Origin of the sequence: Collinsella aerofaciens, from assembly GCF_025289055.1 — a bacterium.
In the GTDB taxonomy this organism is placed as follows: Bacteria; Actinomycetota; Coriobacteriia; order Coriobacteriales; family Coriobacteriaceae; genus Collinsella.
Genome location: NZ_JAESIQ010000003.1, coordinates 58,693 through 75,478, shown reverse-complemented (window position 1 = coordinate 75,478; position 16,786 = coordinate 58,693). Strand labels below are relative to the sequence as shown.

Below are 16,786 nucleotides of genomic sequence, written 5' to 3'. Positions count from 1 at the left end.
GAACTACCGTTCGTTAATATAGGTACGATGCGGAAACTTTAGACCCGGGAACAGCTTGCTCGTCAGTTCGCAGAAATAACCGTCCGTCATGCTCGCGATATAATCCACCACGGCTTGATCCTTGTCGTCCTGCCAGGCATAGGTGCGATCGTAGTAGGAAAGTTGCTGCTCAATGCGCGAAATATGGTGCTTAAAGATGTAAGAGGACTCGTCACCACTATTTAGATCCCGCAGGCAACGGTCGTAGAGCTTTTCGAAGGCCTCGCGCAGCTCCACCTCGGAATCGCCTTCGATACCGCCCTTGCTATAGATCTTCTCGTAGTTCTCGCGCTTGGCTCGGCGGATTTCCCCAAACAGGTCCTCGCTCATCTCGATGCGCGGCTTACCATAGCTGTGCTCAACGATATCGATGGAAGCATGCGTAAGGATCCAACTGTTGTAGGCACCGCCCCGGCCATCATCAAAAACGTCGGGCGAAAGCAGGCCCGCCGCGATCGCATCCTGACGGTCACGACCGACGTAGGCAAGAATATCCGAGATGCGAACGACGCAGCCCTCGAGCGTCATGGGACGCAGATGCCCAATTGCGCTATAGCCCGTGGCAATGCAATCCTCAACCGTCTGGTCAAACTGGTCAAAGGAGCTCATGTCCGAGAACTCAAACACACGCTGCTCGTACTCGCCGTTATGGCATAGCACGCCGTCGAGCGTCTGGAGCGACACGTTGCGGCCGTACAGTGTGTCGAGCACGCGGACCGACTGCACGTTATGGAAAAAATAACGCCCCGTACGCTCATGATAGATATCGTTGAGGAAACGCTCGCCGGCATGGCCGAAAGGCGTGTGTCCCAAGTCGTGACCCAGGCCAATCGCCTCGATCAGATCGCAATTGAGCCCCAGGGCGCGACCGATATCGCGCGCAATGCGGGAGACGAGCTGCACGTGCAAACCGCGGCGTGACAGATCGTCATTGCTACGGAAGCTAAAGACCTGCGTTTTGCCTGCATAACGGGTGTACGCCGGAAGATGAAGTATCTTTTCGGTATCGCGCATAAACGCCGGACGCATAAGCGTGCCTTTGTCGGCGGCGCGATCAATACGACGAATGACCTGATCGTCGTTGCAACGATACGGGTTGACATAGCCCGAAGCACGATCGGCGGCAATGCGCTCGACAAGTTCGGGCGACAACGCCGAGGGAATACGGTCCATGCGCGCCTTAATGACGGCCGTTTCTTGATTAGTTGCCATGGCATGCTCCTTAAGAAGGATGCGCAATCGGTTACAAAGTGCAGCCCACGACCTCGATTATGGCAAAAATCGGCACCAAAAACGGGAGCAATGGCAGGGAGCGTGATTTTGTGAAGAGGCAGGAGAGGGCCAGGGCCAGGAGTGCGACGGCAAATGCCACGATGCCACCCATAGGGTCGAGCGTGCAAAGCGCGAAGAGCGCCTTGGCATCCCCCATGCCGATGCCCGGGGCGTGGCGAAGGCGCCGCCAGAGCGACTCAGTGAGCACAAGGGCAAGGTAGACGATGACCGCAAGACCGGCGTGGTCAAGCGCTGTGTTCAAACCGAGGTCGAGCCAAACGCCCGCCAACGCCGCCACGGCACATGCGCCGGCAAGCCCATTGGGAAACCGTCGCTCTCGGGCATCAATTGCCACGCCGGCAAAGATGCAAATCCAAAACGGGATATAGGCCATCGGACTCCTCCTCGAGCTGCATCGCAAAAGCAAAAACCACCACAAAGGTGCCTGTCCCCTTTGCGGTGGTTTTGGTGGTGGTTATTTGGCGCCTTGCATGACCTCGTCAAGGGTAACGTTGACGGCGTGCTGCGTCGGCACCCAGTCGACCTTCAGGAACAGCGCGGCCACCGTGATGGGGATATAGCTGAACATAAAGATCGGGAAGGTAAACAGGTTAGTCACCAGGCGCCACTTTTGCGCGCAGTGAATATGCTTGTACTCAAAGATAGTCGTGAGCAGCGCCAGGATAAAGAACGTCTGATACATCATGGCGAAGGTCATAATGAGCGAAGCGGCGCACGCCTGCATCTCGACTTCGGTTGCCAAGAAACCATGCGAAAGGCCACCCACAATCAAGAACGTCGCATTAGCGAGCATCGAGATCAGCGATAGCAGCATACCCGGGGCGATCGTCATGAACATGTCGTAGGCGGCAAAGCGATGATAGCGGAACATCGACTTGACCAGATGCTTACCGTAGGTAAAGAACACCTGGTAAAAGCCCTTGGTCCAGCGCATACGCTGCTTCCAGGATGCCTTGAACGTCACGGGTTGCTCGTCAAAGAACTCCGCCGGCGCATAGCCAATGCGAATACCGTGAATAGCGCAGAACGTAGTGAACTGAATGTCCTCGGTCAGCGTGTGGAACTGCCAACCGTGCATGCCCTCGATAACGCTTGACGAGATAAGGTAACCCGAACCCGAAACAGCGCAGGACGTCTTACAGATATTGCGCGCGTTGTTGAGGAAGCGCGCCTCGCGTAGATACCACGTGGCATTAGCAGCCGAGATCCACGAGCTGCCGAAGTTCTTGGAATTGCGATAGCTCGTGACCACATGGAAGCCCTGGTCAAAGGCATCGTTCATCTTGGACACGTAATCGCGGGAGATAACGTTGTCGGCATCGAAGATAAAGTAGCCCTCAAACGTGTCGGGATACTCGTTGAGAATGCGATCGAAACCAAAGTCCATGACCCAGCTCTTGCCCTTTCGGGCCAGGTCATTGCGCTCGTAAACAATGGCACCGGCCTCGCGTGCGAGCTGCGCGGTGTTGTCGGTGCAGGCGTCGGCAACGACAAAGACCTCGATAAGCTCGGACGGATAGTCCTGGTCCTTGATGGAGCGTACGAGATTGGCAATTACGGCTTCCTCGTTATGCGCCGCGATAAAAAAGGCATAGCGATGGAGTTTTTTGGCCTTGGGAGGCGCGACCTCGCCACGAAGAGCGCCAATGACAAAGAAGACCACCTGGTACAGAAAGCAGACCGTGAGCAGCGTGACGACAATCTGGTTGAAGATCACGATGGGTGTGTTGGTTTGTAAAAAGGCGAGCATGCAGGCTCCCAGCAACGTGTAACGTAAACAATCGTATATCTTACCGCAGGCTTACCGAGTTCAAGAAACCACCTAATACTGGCTAGGCTTCGAGAAGACCGAGCTGCGGAACGATTTCATCTCCAACGGCCGTGCGACCGAACGAGCGCGGAGCCAGATCGTCGAGAACCGCAGCGAGATCCCACGGCAACTCGTCACGGCACTCAATGCGCTTCCCCGTTACGGGATGATCGAACGCAACGCGCCAAGAATGCAGGAACTGCCTGGTCAGGCCCTGATCGGCACGCGCATCGCACTTGCCGTAGAGCGGATCGCCCACGCAGGCGTGGTTGATATGGCGCATATGCACGCGAATCTGATGTGTGCGGCCCGTAAACAGGTGGCACTCAACGAGCGTATAGCCGTCGTCAAAACGCGTGGAATCAAAGCGCTCGAGGACCTTAAAGGTCGTAATGGCCTGACGGGCAAAGGGGTCATCCGAAACCGCCATCTTCACGCGGTCGCGCGTGGAACGGGCAATACCGGTGTTGATAGTGCCCTCGTCCATGGCGATGTGACCGTGAACGAGCGTGATATAGCGACGGTCGAGCGTGCGCGTGCGGATGAGATTCTGAAGCGCGCGCTGGGTGTCGTCGTCTTTTGCCGCGAGCATAAGGCCCGAGGTATCGCGATCCAGGCGATGCACGATGCCGGGGCGGTCCTCACCCTGCACAGTACCAAGATGATCGATGCCGCAGTGGTAGACCAGAGCGTTCGCAAGGGTGCCGCTCTCGTGGCCATGGGCGGGATGGCACACCAGGCCCCGCTGCTTGGAGAGCACGATAAGGTAGTCGTCCTCGTAGCGGATATCGAGGGGAATGGCCTCGGGAATCACGTCGGTCGGGTCGTGCGGCTCGGGCAAGTCGACCGAGATGCGATCGCCGGCGCGTACGGCGTACTTTTTAGAGAGACAAGTCTCACCGTTGACGGCAACGGCGCCTCCCTCGATCAGATGCGCGCAGGCAGAGCGCGTGGGACAGCCATCGTTGGCGCCCAAATAGGCGTCAAGACGCTGACCAGCGGAATCGTCGGCAACAAGAATATGGATGTCGGCCATTAACGCTCATTCCTTTCGCGAATCTTGCGGGCACGCTCCCCACGCTGCTTGGCTTTGCGCTTAGCGCGGGCCTCATCACGGGCATTGAGCTCGGCAGTCGCATCAACCTCGCGGGCCGCGGGACTCAAGAACATGTAGCCGAAGAGGGCGAGCACAACGCCCACGGTAATGCCGATATCGGCCACATTGAAGACGGGAAAGTCGATGAAGGTGGTGGCAATAAAATCGGTCACGAAGCCAAAGGCCAGACGGTCGATCGCGTTGCCAATGGCGCCGCCCGCGACCATAGCCATGCCCACAACCTCCAAGCGAGCAAGCTGGGGCGCGCGAAGCAAGTACACGGCAATGGCGACAATGACCGCAAGCGCCAGCAAAGCAAACGCAACGCCATGCCCCTCGCCCATGCTAAAGGCAGCACCGATATTGCGGACAAACAGGAAGTCGATCACACCGGGGATAACAGTCACATGCAAAGCGTCGCCCACGGCACGAACCGCAAGCTTGGTCAGCTGATCAAAAAGCAGCACAACCAGCACCACCCCACCAGCAACACCTAACCGCCAGCGCAAAGGCGGCGTCATATCCCCAGCACGACCCAAAGAAATCCCCTACCCTCAAGATCATCGAATTACGTTTAATACAAAGAACTATCTTATATTGCCATACGCAGAACGCACGACATATCCACCAACGCAAGCGAAATAACCAGCTAAAAACGAAAGCGACATTCCGAATAACGGAATGTCGCTTAATAGCTTTCGACTAAAAACGCAAGTCGAAAGAAAGCCTCTAGCTCCAGCAATGGAAACGCCGCGTTATCGTCACCAACAGCGAAAACGTCCCTAAGCGAGCAAGGTGACGTGAAAGAGGAGGGAAGCGTACTTTGGTACGCGACCGACGATTGAACGTCAGATTGCCGCTTAGGGGCGTTTGCAGCGTCGGTAGGTTACGGCGTTCTACGAACGCCGTAACCTACAAAGCATCGGCGCAGCGCTTGCAAATATGAGCGTGGCCGTTGTACTCGCCGACGGTGGTGCGGTAGTTCCAGCAACGGTCGCAGCACTCGCCCTCGGCAGCATCAATGCAGACGGAAAGCTCTTCGCCCTGGGTCAGCTCAACATCGGAGACGATGTAGAACTCGGCCAGGTCGACCGCTTTGTCACCGGTCAGCAGCGCGTACATCTCGGCGGGAACGGCCGCCTTGACGCGAACCTGCTGGCTCTTGGTGAAGGTGCCGGCAGAACGGGCATCCTCAAGGGCCTTGGTCACGGCACTACGGAGCTCAAGAGAAGCCTCGAGCACGCCCTCAAACTCGTTGGCCTCATCGACCGTGATGGGCGACTTGTACCAATCGAGCAGCGCGGCGTACTTCTGGTGATCGACGCAGCCGGCGGGCGCATATGCCATGGCCTCGTCGACGGTGTAGGACAAAATCGGCTGCAGGTCGCGCATGAGCATCGAGAAGAGCTCGGCCAGCACGGTCTGGGCGCTGCGGCGCTCGAGCGAGCCGGGCTTATCGCAGTACAGACGGTCCTTCAGGGCGTCGAGGTACACGTTGGAAAGCTCGGTAACCACGAAGTCATAAAGCGCACGGTAAGCGCGCGGGAACTCGTAGCAAGAGTAAGCGTCGTCGACCTCGGCCTGAACCTGAGTCAGGCGGGCAACCATGAGCTTGTCGAGCGGCAGCAGGTCGGCAAAGGCGACGCCGTCGGTCTCGGGCTCAAACTGACCCTCGAGCTCGGAGAGCAGGAAGCGCAGCGTGTTGCGGAAACGACGGTAGGCATCGGACGTACGAGCGAGAATCTCATGGTCGATGGAGACGTCGGAGCTGGTGTCGACGGAGGCAACCCACAGACGGATGATGTCAGCGCCCATCTCGTCGCAGACCTTGTTGGGGTCGATGACGTTGCCGAGCGACTTGGACATCTTGCGGCCCTGGCCATCGAGCGTGAAGCCCTGCGAGACGACCGCCTTGTACGGAGCATGGCCGTTGGCACCCACCGAGGTGAGCAGCGAGCTCTGGAACCAACCGCGATGCTGGTCGGAGCCCTCGAGATACACGTCAGCCGGGTACTCAAGCTCGGGTCGATACTCGCAGACGGCCTTCCAGGAGACGCCGGAATCCCACCACACGTCGAGGATGTCCTTATCGGCCTTGAGGTGATGGCCGCCGCACTTGGGGCAGACGCAGGCCTCGCCCAGGTAGCTCTCGGGAGCGTCGGTGAACCAGGCGTCCGAGCCCTTCTCGTGGAAGAGCTTGATGACGGCGTCGAGCGTAGCGTCGTTCATGACCTTCTCGCCGCAGTCGGCGCAGGTGTAGCTGGGGATAGGCACACCCCAGTTGCGCTGGCGGCTGATGCACCAGTCGGGACGCTGCTCGACCATGGCGCCAATGCGGTTGGCGGCATGGGCCGGATACCACTTGACGTTCTCGCGGACCTCCTTGCCAGCCTGCTCGCGCAAGCCGGTCTTGTCCATCGAGACAAACCACTGGTCGGTAGCACGGAAGAGCACCGGGTGCTTGCAGCGCCAGCAGTGCGGATAGCTGTGCGTGATCTTCTTCTCGAGGACCAGGGTGCCGCGCTCGCGCAGGAACTCGATGATGTGCGGGTTGGCCTCATCGGTATCCATACCGCTGAAGGGGCCACCGGTACCAAACTCCTCGCCGGTGTAGAACTTGCCGTCGTCATCGACCGGCATGCAGATGTCGGTGATGCCCTCCTTGAGGCAGGCAAAGTAGTCGTCGACGCCGTGGCCGGGCGAGTTGTGGACGATACCGGTACCGTCATCGACACCGACGTAATCGGCCAGCAGCGCCACACCCTCGACACCGTCAAAGATCGGCTGCTTGTAGTGGATGTGGTGGAAGGTCTCGGCGGGAACCACATAGGGCTTGCCGTCGACCATAACCGGGGTGTACTCCCAGCCAAACTCCTCGCAGCACTTGGGAGCCAGGTCCTCGAGCATGACCTCGGCACGACCCTCGTGCTCAACGGCGACATAGGCGGCGCCGGGCTTAAGGGAAACGGCCTGGTCGGAGGGGATGGTCCACGGCGTGGTCGTCCAGATGATAAAGTCGACCGGGCCGTCGAAGTTCTCGAGGCCGGCGGGCTTGGAAGTCATCTCAAAGCGCACGAAGATGGACGGGCTCGTCTCGTCGGAGTACTCGATCTCGGCCTCGGCCAGCGCGGTGTGGCAGTGCTTGCACCAATGGACGGGCTTGTGACCGCGATAGATCATACCCTTATCGAACATGGCCTTGAAGACCTCGATGTCGGCAGCGTCATGCTGGTGATAGAGCGTCAGGTAGGGGTTGTCCCAGTCGCCAAGAACGCCCAGGCGACGGAAGCCGGCCTTCTGCAGCTCGATGTTCTCGACAGCGAACTTGTTGCAAAGCTCGCGGATCTTAGCCGTGGAGGTCTGGTTGAACTTCTCGGTGCCGAGCTTCTCCTCGACCTTGTGCTCGATCGGCTGACCGTGGCAGTCCCAACCGGGGACATAGGGAACTTCGCAGCCCTGCATCATCCAGTAACGGTTGATCATGTCCTTGGAGATCTTGTTCATGGCATGGCCGATGTGGATCGGACCGTTGGCGTACGGAGGACCGTCGTGCAGCACGAACTTCTTGTGACCCTCGTTCTTCTTCAGAACCTGCTCGTAGACCTTGTTGTCCTGCCAGTCCTTGAGTCGCTTGGGCTCGGACTTGGAAAGACCGGCACGCATGGGAAAACCGGTCTTGGGCAGATTCATCGTCTGCTTGTACTCGTTTGCCACGGTACCCCTTTCATGTCGTGGGCGCGCACGCCCGATGGGCACCAAAAAAAGCGCCCGTCCCTGCAAGCTGGGACGAAGCGCCACAAAACGGGCTGCACGCCCGCAAAAGCTCTTCGCTTAACCACCCAGCTTAGATGCCCTCGCCCGCGTATTCGCGCGCTCGCATCCGTTACTCGGCTGGCCTGTATCGACGACCATCTCGGCGATATCTACTAAGACGTGCCTGCGCGGCACGTCCGTTGGGACCGCAGCTCCGGGGTGATTTTCATCGGTCGCATGCACGGGTTCTCAGCGCTCCCCGCTCTCTGTAGCATGCGGACGGCCGACTACTCGTCCCCATCAACGCTTATGCGGAGTATGCTAGCACGTTCCGCGCCGGCGAAAAACCCTCAACACTGGTTTTATACGTTCGAAATTTCTCGCTATTACAGCCCTGCTCTAGGAGCAAAATACCTGAAAGCACTCTATCTCACGAAAGAAGGTACCTATGCGCACAATTGGAATGAGCGACTATACCGTCGGCGAGGATTGCTTTGACGAGCTGCCCGGCGCGCTGGCCGAATACGGAGCGACCAAGGTCGCGATCATCGGTGGCAAGCGGGCACTGGCCGCAGCTCTTCCCGGCATTGAAGCCGCACTGGCAGGTACCGACGTCGAGATTCTGGAGACGCGCGTCTATGGCACCAACAGCACGCGTGCCAATATCGCCAAAGTCGTGAACTCCACCGCCTGTCAGGAAGCTGACGTGCTTATCGCATGCGGCGGCGGCAAGGCGCTCGACACCGTGAAGACCGCAGCCATCGAGCTCAAGAAGATAGTCTTCACCGTCCCGACAATCTGTTCCAACTGCTCCGCCGCGACCGCCATTGCCGTCGTGTACAACGACGATGGCTCGCTCGAGGGCTATTCGTACCCCAACCGCCCTGCGCACATCTTCATCAACCCCAAGATAATCGCCGAGGCTCCGGCGGAGTACTTCTGGGCCGGCGTAGGCGATGCCCTGTCCAAGCAGCCCGAGGTCGAGTACGCCACGAGCGCTGGCAACCTGGAGCACACCGCTGGACTTGGCCTGGCACTCGCCCATACCTGCTCCGAGCCGCTGTTTACCTATGGCGTCCAGGGTCTAGAGGACGTGCGCCAGGACCTGTCGAGCGAGGCCGTCAAGCAGATCGCGCTCGACATCGTGGTCAACACGGGCTACGTCTCCAACCTGACCAACCAAAACGATTACTACTACAACTCGAGCGTGGCACATGCGTTCTACAACGCCACGTGCAGCATTCCGCGTGAGGGCACCTATCTGCACGGCGAGGTCGTGAGCCTGGGCGTGCTGGTCCTGTTTGCCTTTACGGGCGACACCGAGAACCTTGAACGCTACGCTGCCTTTAACAAGCAGATGGGCCTGCCCGTGACGCTTGAGCAGGTCGGGCTTTCCGAGGCAGACATCCCGGCCCTGTGCGAGTTCGCACACGCCACCAACGAGTGGAAGCAGGGAAACCCCGAGCCCTTCACCGACGAAAAGTTCGCCGCCGCCATCAAGGCCGCCGACGCCTACGGCCACACCCTCCTCGCCTAACCTACCAAAAAGTGACAGGTTTATTTTGGCAGGTTTTATATGGGTAAATACCATTGAACAATTGGTGAAATAGTTTAGCTTGCCAGCAAAAGGGGCGACCATCTACTCGATGGCCGCCCCTTTTATTTACTACTTCAACATGCTGGGGTCGAACTCGCTAGCCGGAATCACACGGTACCCGTGACGCAGCAGCAAATCGACAAAAACACCGTTGCCCACGGTGAGCGTACCGCTAAAGGAGCCGTCGTAGATGCGACCCGCGCCGCACGAGGGACTGCGGTCCTGCAAGATACATGCAGCGATCTCGGACGGGCCGCCCTCCTGCTCGCACATATCGAGCGCACGTTGAGCGCCCAGGCGAAACTCGCGATCGACCGAGATACCCTCGCAGTTACGTACCTCGCCGTTCACAATCTCGGAAGGCTTGCGCGGCGTGGGCAGACCGCCAAAAACCTCGGGGCACACCAACAGAACCTCGGTTCCCGTGCGTTCGCACGCTTCGACCAGCTCGCGATGGTAGTTATCGAGCCCGTTATACTTGCAGCTCTCGCCCATCAAACAGGCACTTACCACGATCTTCATATACAACTCTCCCCACGCAAAACGCCCCATTTGAGTTTGACACTCAAATGGGGCGATTGACACTGCGCAACTAGTATTACTGCTGCTTTGGCATCAGCGGATTCTCGCGCGTAAGGAGATTCATAAACTCCTCGCCCGTGATGGTCTCCTTCTTGTACAGATAACGAGCCAGCTCATGAAGCTTGAACTTGTTCTCCTTCAGGATCTGCAGGGCGCGGTCGTGCGCATCCTCGATCAGCTTGGCGACAATCGCGTCCACGCGCTCGGCCGTACCGGGGGCGCAGGTGAGCGACGTGTCCTGGTTGAGGTACGCATTCTGGACGGTACCGAGCGCCATCATGCCAAACTCATCGGACATACCAAAGCGCGTCACCATGTTACGGGCGAGCTTGGTGGCCTGCTCGATATCGTTGGCCGCGCCGGTCGTCATCTCACCAAAGATGAGCTCCTCGGCGGCACGTCCACCGCAGTAGACGGCGAGCTTGTCCAACACCTCCTGGCGCGTGGTCAGGAAGCGCTCGTCCTCCTCGACCTGCATGGTGTAGCCCAGAGCGCCGCTCGTGCGCGGCACGATGGTAATCTTGGTAACCGGCGCAGAACCCTTCTGGCGAGCGGCAACGATGGCATGGCCGATCTCGTGGTAGGACACGACCTGCTTCTCGTGGTCGGACAGCACCGTAGACTTACGCTGCTGACCGGCGATGACGACCTCCACCGACTCCTCAAAATCGTCCTGCGTAGCGCGCTTGCGGCCCTCACGGACGGCACGCAGGGCGCCCTCGTTGATGATATTGGCCAGGTCAGCGCCCGAGGCACCGGGCGTGGCGCGGGCAATCGCGGTCAGGTCGATCGGCGGCTGCGTCTTCACGCTCTTGGCATGCAGCTCGAGGATGTTCTTGCGGCCGGTCAGATCGGGCAGCTCAACGGGGATGCGGCGGTCAAAACGACCGGGGCGCAGCAGGGCCGGATCGAGGCTGTCGGGACGGTTGGTGGCAGCGAGGACAACGATACCCTTGTGGTTATCGAAGCCATCCATCTCGGTCAGCAACTGATTGAGCGTCTGCTCGCGCTCGTCGTTGCCGCTAAAGCCGCCGCCGTCACGCTTTTTGCCGATGGTATCGATCTCGTCGATAAACACAATGCACGGGGCCTTTTCCTTGGCCTGCTTAAACAGGTCGCGCACCTTGGCGGCGCCACGGCCGACGAACATCTCGACGAACTCAGAACCCGAAATGCTAAAGAACGGAACACCAGCCTCGCCGGCAACAGCCTTGGCTAGCAGGGTCTTACCGGTACCCGGAGGGCCAACAAGGAGAGCACCGCGCGGCAGCTTGGCGCCAATCTCCTCGTAGCGCTGGGGCTTCTCCAGAAAGTCGACGACCTCCTTGAGGGACTCCTTGGCCTCTTCCTGGCCGGCGACATCCTTAAAGGTCACGCCCACGTCCTTGGAGGCGATCACGCGCGCGCCGGACTTGCCCAGTCCACCGCCGCCAAAGCCACCGCCGCCAAAGTTCATCGAAGGACCGTCATCACCCATGGCCTTCTTCATGCGGCGGTTGAGCCACCAGCCGATCAGGAAGAAAATCGCCATGGGAAGGATGAGCGTAAGCAGGTAGTAGGTCATCAAACCCGAGTTTTTATCGGGAACGACCGACTCCAGCGAAGCGCCAGACTCAAGCACGCGATCGGTAAAGCCCGCATCGTTCGGCACACCGGTCGTCTTATAGGCGATGTTCTCGTCCTCGCCCTTCTTGGTGTAATAAATCGAGTAATCGTCCGTGTTGTACTCGACCTTGTCGACACTCTTCTTATCGAGCGCTTTGACAAACGTCGAGTAATCGGTCTTCGTAATCTGCTGCGTGTGACCGATGTTGGGGAACAGAACGGTCGAGAGCACGAGGTAGACGACGAAGGCGATGAGCACGTAGAGGATCATATTCCGTCTACGCTTGTTGTCATCCATCTCCATCTGGCTGAACTCCATCTACTGGGGTTGATAATGGTTTCTAGAATACCCAACCCGAGCGACGATAAACCGACGCCGGGCACGAAAGGACAGAGATGGCATCACTGGAAGTCGGCAAGGTTCAAATCTATACGGGCGACGGCAAGGGCAAGACGACGGCTGCGCTGGGGCTCGCGCTGCGCGCGACGGGCTACGGGCTCGACGTTCTTAGGCTGCAGTTTGCCAAGAAACTGCACTGCGCCGAACACGATGCCGCGCCGCGCCTGGGGCTGCACATCGTACAAGCTGACCGCGACACGCCCGAGGCTTGCGCCGCACAGATCATGGAGCTCGCATGCGAGCAGATATCACAGGTCGACGTTCTGATTTTGGACGAACTCGGCGAGGCCATGCGCCGCGGCTTCGTGACACGCGAGGATGTCGAAGCGCTGATCGCGATAAAGCCCGCCACCACGGAACTCGTGCTCACCGGCCGCGGGCTGCTGCCGTTGGCCGACCTCGCGGACTTAGTCACCGAAATGCGTCCCATCAAACACTACTTCGACGAAGGCCTCCTAGCCCGCCAAGGCATCGAATACTAATTGATTCGTTTTCCGCCAACACCTACAGCTCATAAGGAAGTTGCGGTGGAATAGTACTTGTTTGACAGTCCGCAAGGGCTTTTCAGGAACTATTTCACCGCAACTTATCAGGGGTATCTGACGGATGAGCTAGGCGGTGGCGCGGCCTAGCCAGTTGCCGCTGTGGTGGTAGATGGTGAACATCGTGGCCGTGATGAGCCAGGTTACGGGGTAAACCAACAGCAGGTGCTCAAGAGACGGATCGAACGGCATAATCGCAAACACCCAGATCACCCTGAGCACGACGGTGCCAAAAATCGTGAGCAGCATGGGCTGCAAGCTCACGCCGGCGCCGCGAATGGAGCCCGACGCGTTCTCGATAATCGAGAAGATCGCGTAGAACGGCGCGATGAAATGAAGAATCGTCGTGGTGTACGCCGAAATCGAAGCATCGTCGACAAACAAACGCGACAGAGGACCCGAGAACACCAGGAGCACGGCAGACAGGCCACCAATGAGCATAAACGAAAGCACGAGCGACGTGTGATATCCCTTGCGCATGCGCTCGTAATTGCGCGCGCCAAAGTTCTGCGCCGAGAACGTAGTGATCGATACGCCGAGCGCCTCGGTCACCATCCAGATAATGCCATCCAGGCGCCCAGATAGACCCCAAGCAGTCGTGACATCGGCGCCAAACGAATTAACCGACACCTGGATCAGCACGTTCGAGATCGAATAGGCAGCCGATTGAAAACCGAGTGGCAGACCACACGAGATCATACTCTTGCAAATACCGCGATCGATGCCGAGCTTAGACAGCGAAAGACGCCATGCGCCCGGAGCGCGCATCATGCGCAACACGATCATAGTTGCATTGGAGCAAATGGTCAGCGCCACTGCGATGCCGCAGCCCAGCGCCTCCATATGCAACACGGCGACAAAAATGATATCCAGCACGACGTTAACCAGGCAGCCAGAGGCAATGATCACGGCGGGCCCGCGCGTGTCGCCCACGGCACGCAGCAGTGCGGTTCCCATATTAAGCAGCAGTGCCGCAACCATCGCGGCAAAATAACAGCGAGCATAGGCCACGCCCTCGGCCAATAGTTCATGGGGCGTGTTCATAAGCACCAGCATGGGCTCAACGAACACTATGCCAAGAATCGAGAAAACGATACCGCCCACCAGCGCGAGCGTCATGGCGGTATGGACCGAACGACTCAGTCGCTCATCATCGTGCTGGCCAAAATACTGACCGGTAATGACCGCGCAGCCGGCGCCGACGCCAACGCAAAAGCCAATGCAGAGCTCGGTGAGCACCATCGTGGCTTGAATGCCACCCAGCGCGAGCTTGCCGCCAAACTGGCCAACGATATACGTACCGATAAGCGTGTAGGCCTGCTGAAAAAACGAACTAAAAAAGATGGGAACGCACAGCGACAGCAATTGCTGCCAAATGACTCCTTGCGTTACATCGATAGCCGTAGATTTTTTAGCCACACGCCCTCCCCACATGCATACGCCAAACAGCAAAACAGCAATTTAAAACCAAAGCCAAAACCAGCTTAGCACCGACTGGCGGCGACCGAAACACCCCGAATTAGAGCACGGTGCGGAATAACTGCCTAGTGATACAAACCCGGCTGGTAGTGATACTCATTGCTCACGTGCGGGCACAGCTGCCAAAAGGCGACGGCACTCGCCGCGGCAACGTTGAGTGAATCAACCCCGTGCGCCATCGGAATGCGCACGGCCCGGTCGCAGCCCGCGATAGTCTTGGCGCCCAGGCCGGCACCCTCGGTGCCCATAAAAATCGCCAAGCGATCAATCTTCTGCAGCACAGGATCATCAAGCGAAACGGAATCGTCCGTCAACGCCATAGCGGCACACGAAAAGCCAGCATCGTGCAGCGCGCTCAGGCCATCATGCGGCCACACACGAGCCTCGCTGCCAATGCGCGTCCACGGCACCTGAAACACGGTGCCCATGCTCACGCGGGCCGAGCGACGGTACAGCGGGTCGCAGCACGTCGGGCTGACCAAAATACCGTCAACGTTCAATGCGGCAGCCGAGCGGAAAATCGCGCCAACATTGGTGTGATCGACAATACCCTCGAGCACGCACACGCGCACCGGGCGCTCCCCCGCCGCCTCGATGACGCCACCCAAGAACTCATCAACCGGAATCTGCCGCGGGCGACGAAACGCCGCGAGCGCACCGCGCGTCACATTAAAGCCCGTCAACTGCTCCATGAGCTCCATGGAGGCCACGAACACAGGAACCGGATCCGCGCCCTCGCGCACAACCAGGCGCTCAAACAGCGGCATCATCTGGTCGAGCCAGCGTTCACCCAAAAGAAAGCTCACCGGCTCGTATCCGGCACGCACCGCGCGCTCGATAACCTTGGCGCTCTCGGCGATAAAGATGCCCTTTTGCGGCTCCAACACGCAGCGCAGCTCGCGCTCGGTCAGTCGAACATAGGCATCAAGCCGCTCGTCCTCGAGAGAATCAATTCGCAGAACCTCAACGGCATCAGTCATAGCAGCCAGCCCACACCCTTCTTTACAGCACCTATACAAATATCGGGGCAACGCCATGCGCTGCCCCGCCACTCATTCCAACCCGATAATACCGAAGGGATAATCGAGTTTACGCATCAACGCGACGATACGTCACGAACTCATATTTGAGGCCCTCATCGCCTTCTCCGGCAGCGACAACCGCCGATTCGCTGGCCCGCGCAATCTCCCACGCGGGATCGGCGTCCAAGTCGGGAAAGTACGTGTCCACGGGACGGACGCAGTGGTTATGAGTGACCTCGGCCTCCACGCAATACGGCAAAAACTGCCGATAGACATCGCCGCCGCCGATCACCCACGCAACGGGCTCATCGGCAACCGCGGCGAGCGCCTCGTCGATGCTATGCACCACGTCGACGCCCTCGGGAGCAAAGCTCTCGTCGCGAGTGAGCACGATATTGCGACGGTTCTTGAGTGGACGCCCACCGGGAAAACTCAGCAGCGTCTTGCGCCCCATGATGACCGGGCAGCCCTTGGTGCAGGCCACAAAATGGCGCATGTCGGCGCGATTGGACACCACCATGTCGCCCTCGCACCCAATGCCCCAATCGTCACACACGGCAACGATAGCAGATAGCTTACACGTCATGAGCACCACCTACACCGCAATGGGAATGTTCTTGACCTGCGGACCGTGCTCGTAGCCCTCCACAATCAGGTCGTCGGTCGTAAACGCATAGAAATCGTGCACGTCGGGGTTAAGCGTTACCTTAGGCGCCGCAAACTGCGGACGCTCGATAAGTTCGCGGACAATATCGACATGACGGTCGTAGATATGGGCGTCGGCGATCACATGCAGCAGCTCGCCGGGAATCATATCGACCGACTGCGCAACCATCATCAGCAAGATGGCGTACTGGCACACATTCCAGTTGTTCGCGGCCAAAATGTCCTGGCTGCGCTGGTTGAGAATCATGTTAAGTGTGGGCTTATCGTCCTGCGGGCGCTGCGTGACGTTATAGGTCACGCTGTACGCGCACGGATACAGGTGCATCTCGGACAGGTCGCTAAACACATACGTGTTGGTCATGATGCGGCGACTGTACGGTGTGTGCGTAAGATCGTACAGCACTCGGTCCATCTGGTCGAAATCGCCCTCGGCATAATGGCTCTTCTGGCCAATCTGGTACCCGTAGGCCTTGCCGATGGAACCAGTCTCGTCGGCCCACTCATCCCAAATATGGCTGTTGAGGTCATGGACGTTATTGGACTTTTTTTGATAGATCCACAAAATCTCGTCCATCGCAGACTTAAGCGCCGTGCGGCGCAGGGTGAGCGCAGGGAACTCCTCGCGCAGGTCGTAGCGCGCCGTAACGCCAAAGTTTTTAATGGTATAGGCAGGGGTGCCGTCCTCCCACACCGGACGGACCTTCTGGCCCTCGGTGGTGGTGCCGTGGTCCAGAATATCGCGGCACATGGTTACAAACTGCTGATCAGCCTTACTCATTGACCCTCCTGTCGGTAGCCTATAGGCTATTTTTTATTCTAGCCTAGGTGCGCGAGTGTCGGATTGGACACTTAGTCCGGCACATGCAATGCACGACAGCGCGGCTCCGCAATCGCACACACAA

Annotated in this window: 14 protein-coding genes; 2 read left to right on the top strand and 12 right to left on the bottom strand. The window is 58.7% G+C overall.

Annotated features, from left to right (window positions below; genetic code table 11):
* Window positions 1–3: 3 nt before the first annotated feature.
* The 6 genes from JMJ97_RS01790 to ileS all read right to left on the bottom strand — a co-directional run bounded on the left by JMJ97_RS01790 (window position 4) and on the right by ileS (window position 7,928).
* Window positions 4–1,251, bottom strand: coding sequence for a deoxyguanosinetriphosphate triphosphohydrolase family protein (locus tag JMJ97_RS01790; protein WP_260698952.1), 1,248 nt, complete (start codon window positions 1,249–1,251; stop codon window positions 4–6).
* A 31-nt stretch (window positions 1,252–1,282) separates the two neighbouring features.
* Window positions 1,283–1,705: a prepilin peptidase gene (locus tag JMJ97_RS01785; RefSeq protein ID WP_260698951.1), complete on the bottom strand. Its 423-nt coding sequence runs from the start codon at window positions 1,703–1,705 to the stop codon at window positions 1,283–1,285.
* Window positions 1,706–1,786: 81 nt separating this feature from the next.
* A complete protein-coding gene (locus tag JMJ97_RS01780) occupies window positions 1,787–3,082 on the bottom strand; it encodes a glycosyltransferase family 2 protein (protein WP_260698950.1) in 1,296 nt (431 codons plus the stop codon).
* An 82-nt stretch (window positions 3,083–3,164) separates the two neighbouring features.
* Window positions 3,165–4,178 carry an RluA family pseudouridine synthase gene (locus tag JMJ97_RS01775; protein ID WP_260698949.1) on the bottom strand — a complete coding sequence of 338 codons (1,014 nt, stop codon included), beginning with the start codon at window positions 4,176–4,178 and terminating at the stop codon, window positions 3,165–3,167.
* Entirely contained in the window at window positions 4,178–4,705 is a 528-nt protein-coding gene (gene lspA / locus JMJ97_RS01770) for a signal peptidase II (RefSeq protein WP_260698948.1), read from the bottom strand. Before lspA ends, JMJ97_RS01775 begins: the two co-directional genes overlap by 1 nt.
* Before the next feature lie 445 nt (window positions 4,706–5,150).
* On the bottom strand, window positions 5,151–7,928 hold the full coding sequence (gene ileS / locus JMJ97_RS01765; RefSeq protein WP_276550520.1) for an isoleucine--tRNA ligase: 2,778 nt from the start codon (window positions 7,926–7,928) through the stop codon (window positions 5,151–5,153).
* A gap of 511 nt (window positions 7,929–8,439) precedes the next feature.
* Here ileS and JMJ97_RS01760 point away from each other — a divergent pair.
* Entirely contained in the window at window positions 8,440–9,528 is a 1,089-nt protein-coding gene (locus JMJ97_RS01760; RefSeq protein WP_260698946.1) for an iron-containing alcohol dehydrogenase family protein, read from the top strand.
* Window positions 9,529–9,657: 129 nt separating this feature from the next.
* On the opposite strand, the gene JMJ97_RS01755 is transcribed toward JMJ97_RS01760, so the two are convergent.
* Window positions 9,658–10,110, bottom strand: coding sequence for a 2-thiouracil desulfurase family protein (locus tag JMJ97_RS01755; RefSeq protein WP_260698945.1), 453 nt, complete (start codon window positions 10,108–10,110; stop codon window positions 9,658–9,660).
* Between the two features lie 76 nt (window positions 10,111–10,186).
* Entirely contained in the window at window positions 10,187–12,079 is a 1,893-nt protein-coding gene (ftsH, locus tag JMJ97_RS01750; protein ID WP_172544932.1) for an ATP-dependent zinc metalloprotease FtsH, read from the bottom strand.
* Window positions 12,080–12,171: 92 nt separating this feature from the next.
* Here ftsH and JMJ97_RS01745 point away from each other — a divergent pair, with 92 nt between their 5' ends.
* A complete protein-coding gene (locus tag JMJ97_RS01745) occupies window positions 12,172–12,657 on the top strand; it encodes a cob(I)yrinic acid a,c-diamide adenosyltransferase (protein WP_260698944.1) in 486 nt (161 codons plus the stop codon).
* Between the two features lie 129 nt (window positions 12,658–12,786).
* Here JMJ97_RS01745 and JMJ97_RS01740 read toward each other — a convergent pair whose 3' ends face one another.
* From JMJ97_RS01740 to thyA, 4 genes are all read right to left on the bottom strand, one after another.
* Window positions 12,787–14,136, bottom strand: a complete 1,350-nt coding sequence (locus JMJ97_RS01740) for an MATE family efflux transporter (protein ID WP_260698943.1) — start codon at window positions 14,134–14,136, stop codon at window positions 12,787–12,789.
* Between the two features lie 125 nt (window positions 14,137–14,261).
* A complete protein-coding gene (locus tag JMJ97_RS01735) occupies window positions 14,262–15,176 on the bottom strand; it encodes a TrmH family RNA methyltransferase (protein ID WP_260698942.1) in 915 nt (304 codons plus the stop codon).
* Window positions 15,177–15,285: 109 nt separating this feature from the next.
* On the bottom strand, window positions 15,286–15,804 hold the full coding sequence (locus tag JMJ97_RS01730; protein WP_260698941.1) for a dihydrofolate reductase: 519 nt from the start codon (window positions 15,802–15,804) through the stop codon (window positions 15,286–15,288).
* Window positions 15,805–15,813: 9 nt separating this feature from the next.
* On the bottom strand, window positions 15,814–16,662 hold the full coding sequence (gene thyA / locus JMJ97_RS01725) for a thymidylate synthase (protein WP_260698940.1): 849 nt from the start codon (window positions 16,660–16,662) through the stop codon (window positions 15,814–15,816).
* Window positions 16,663–16,786 lie beyond the last annotated feature (124 nt).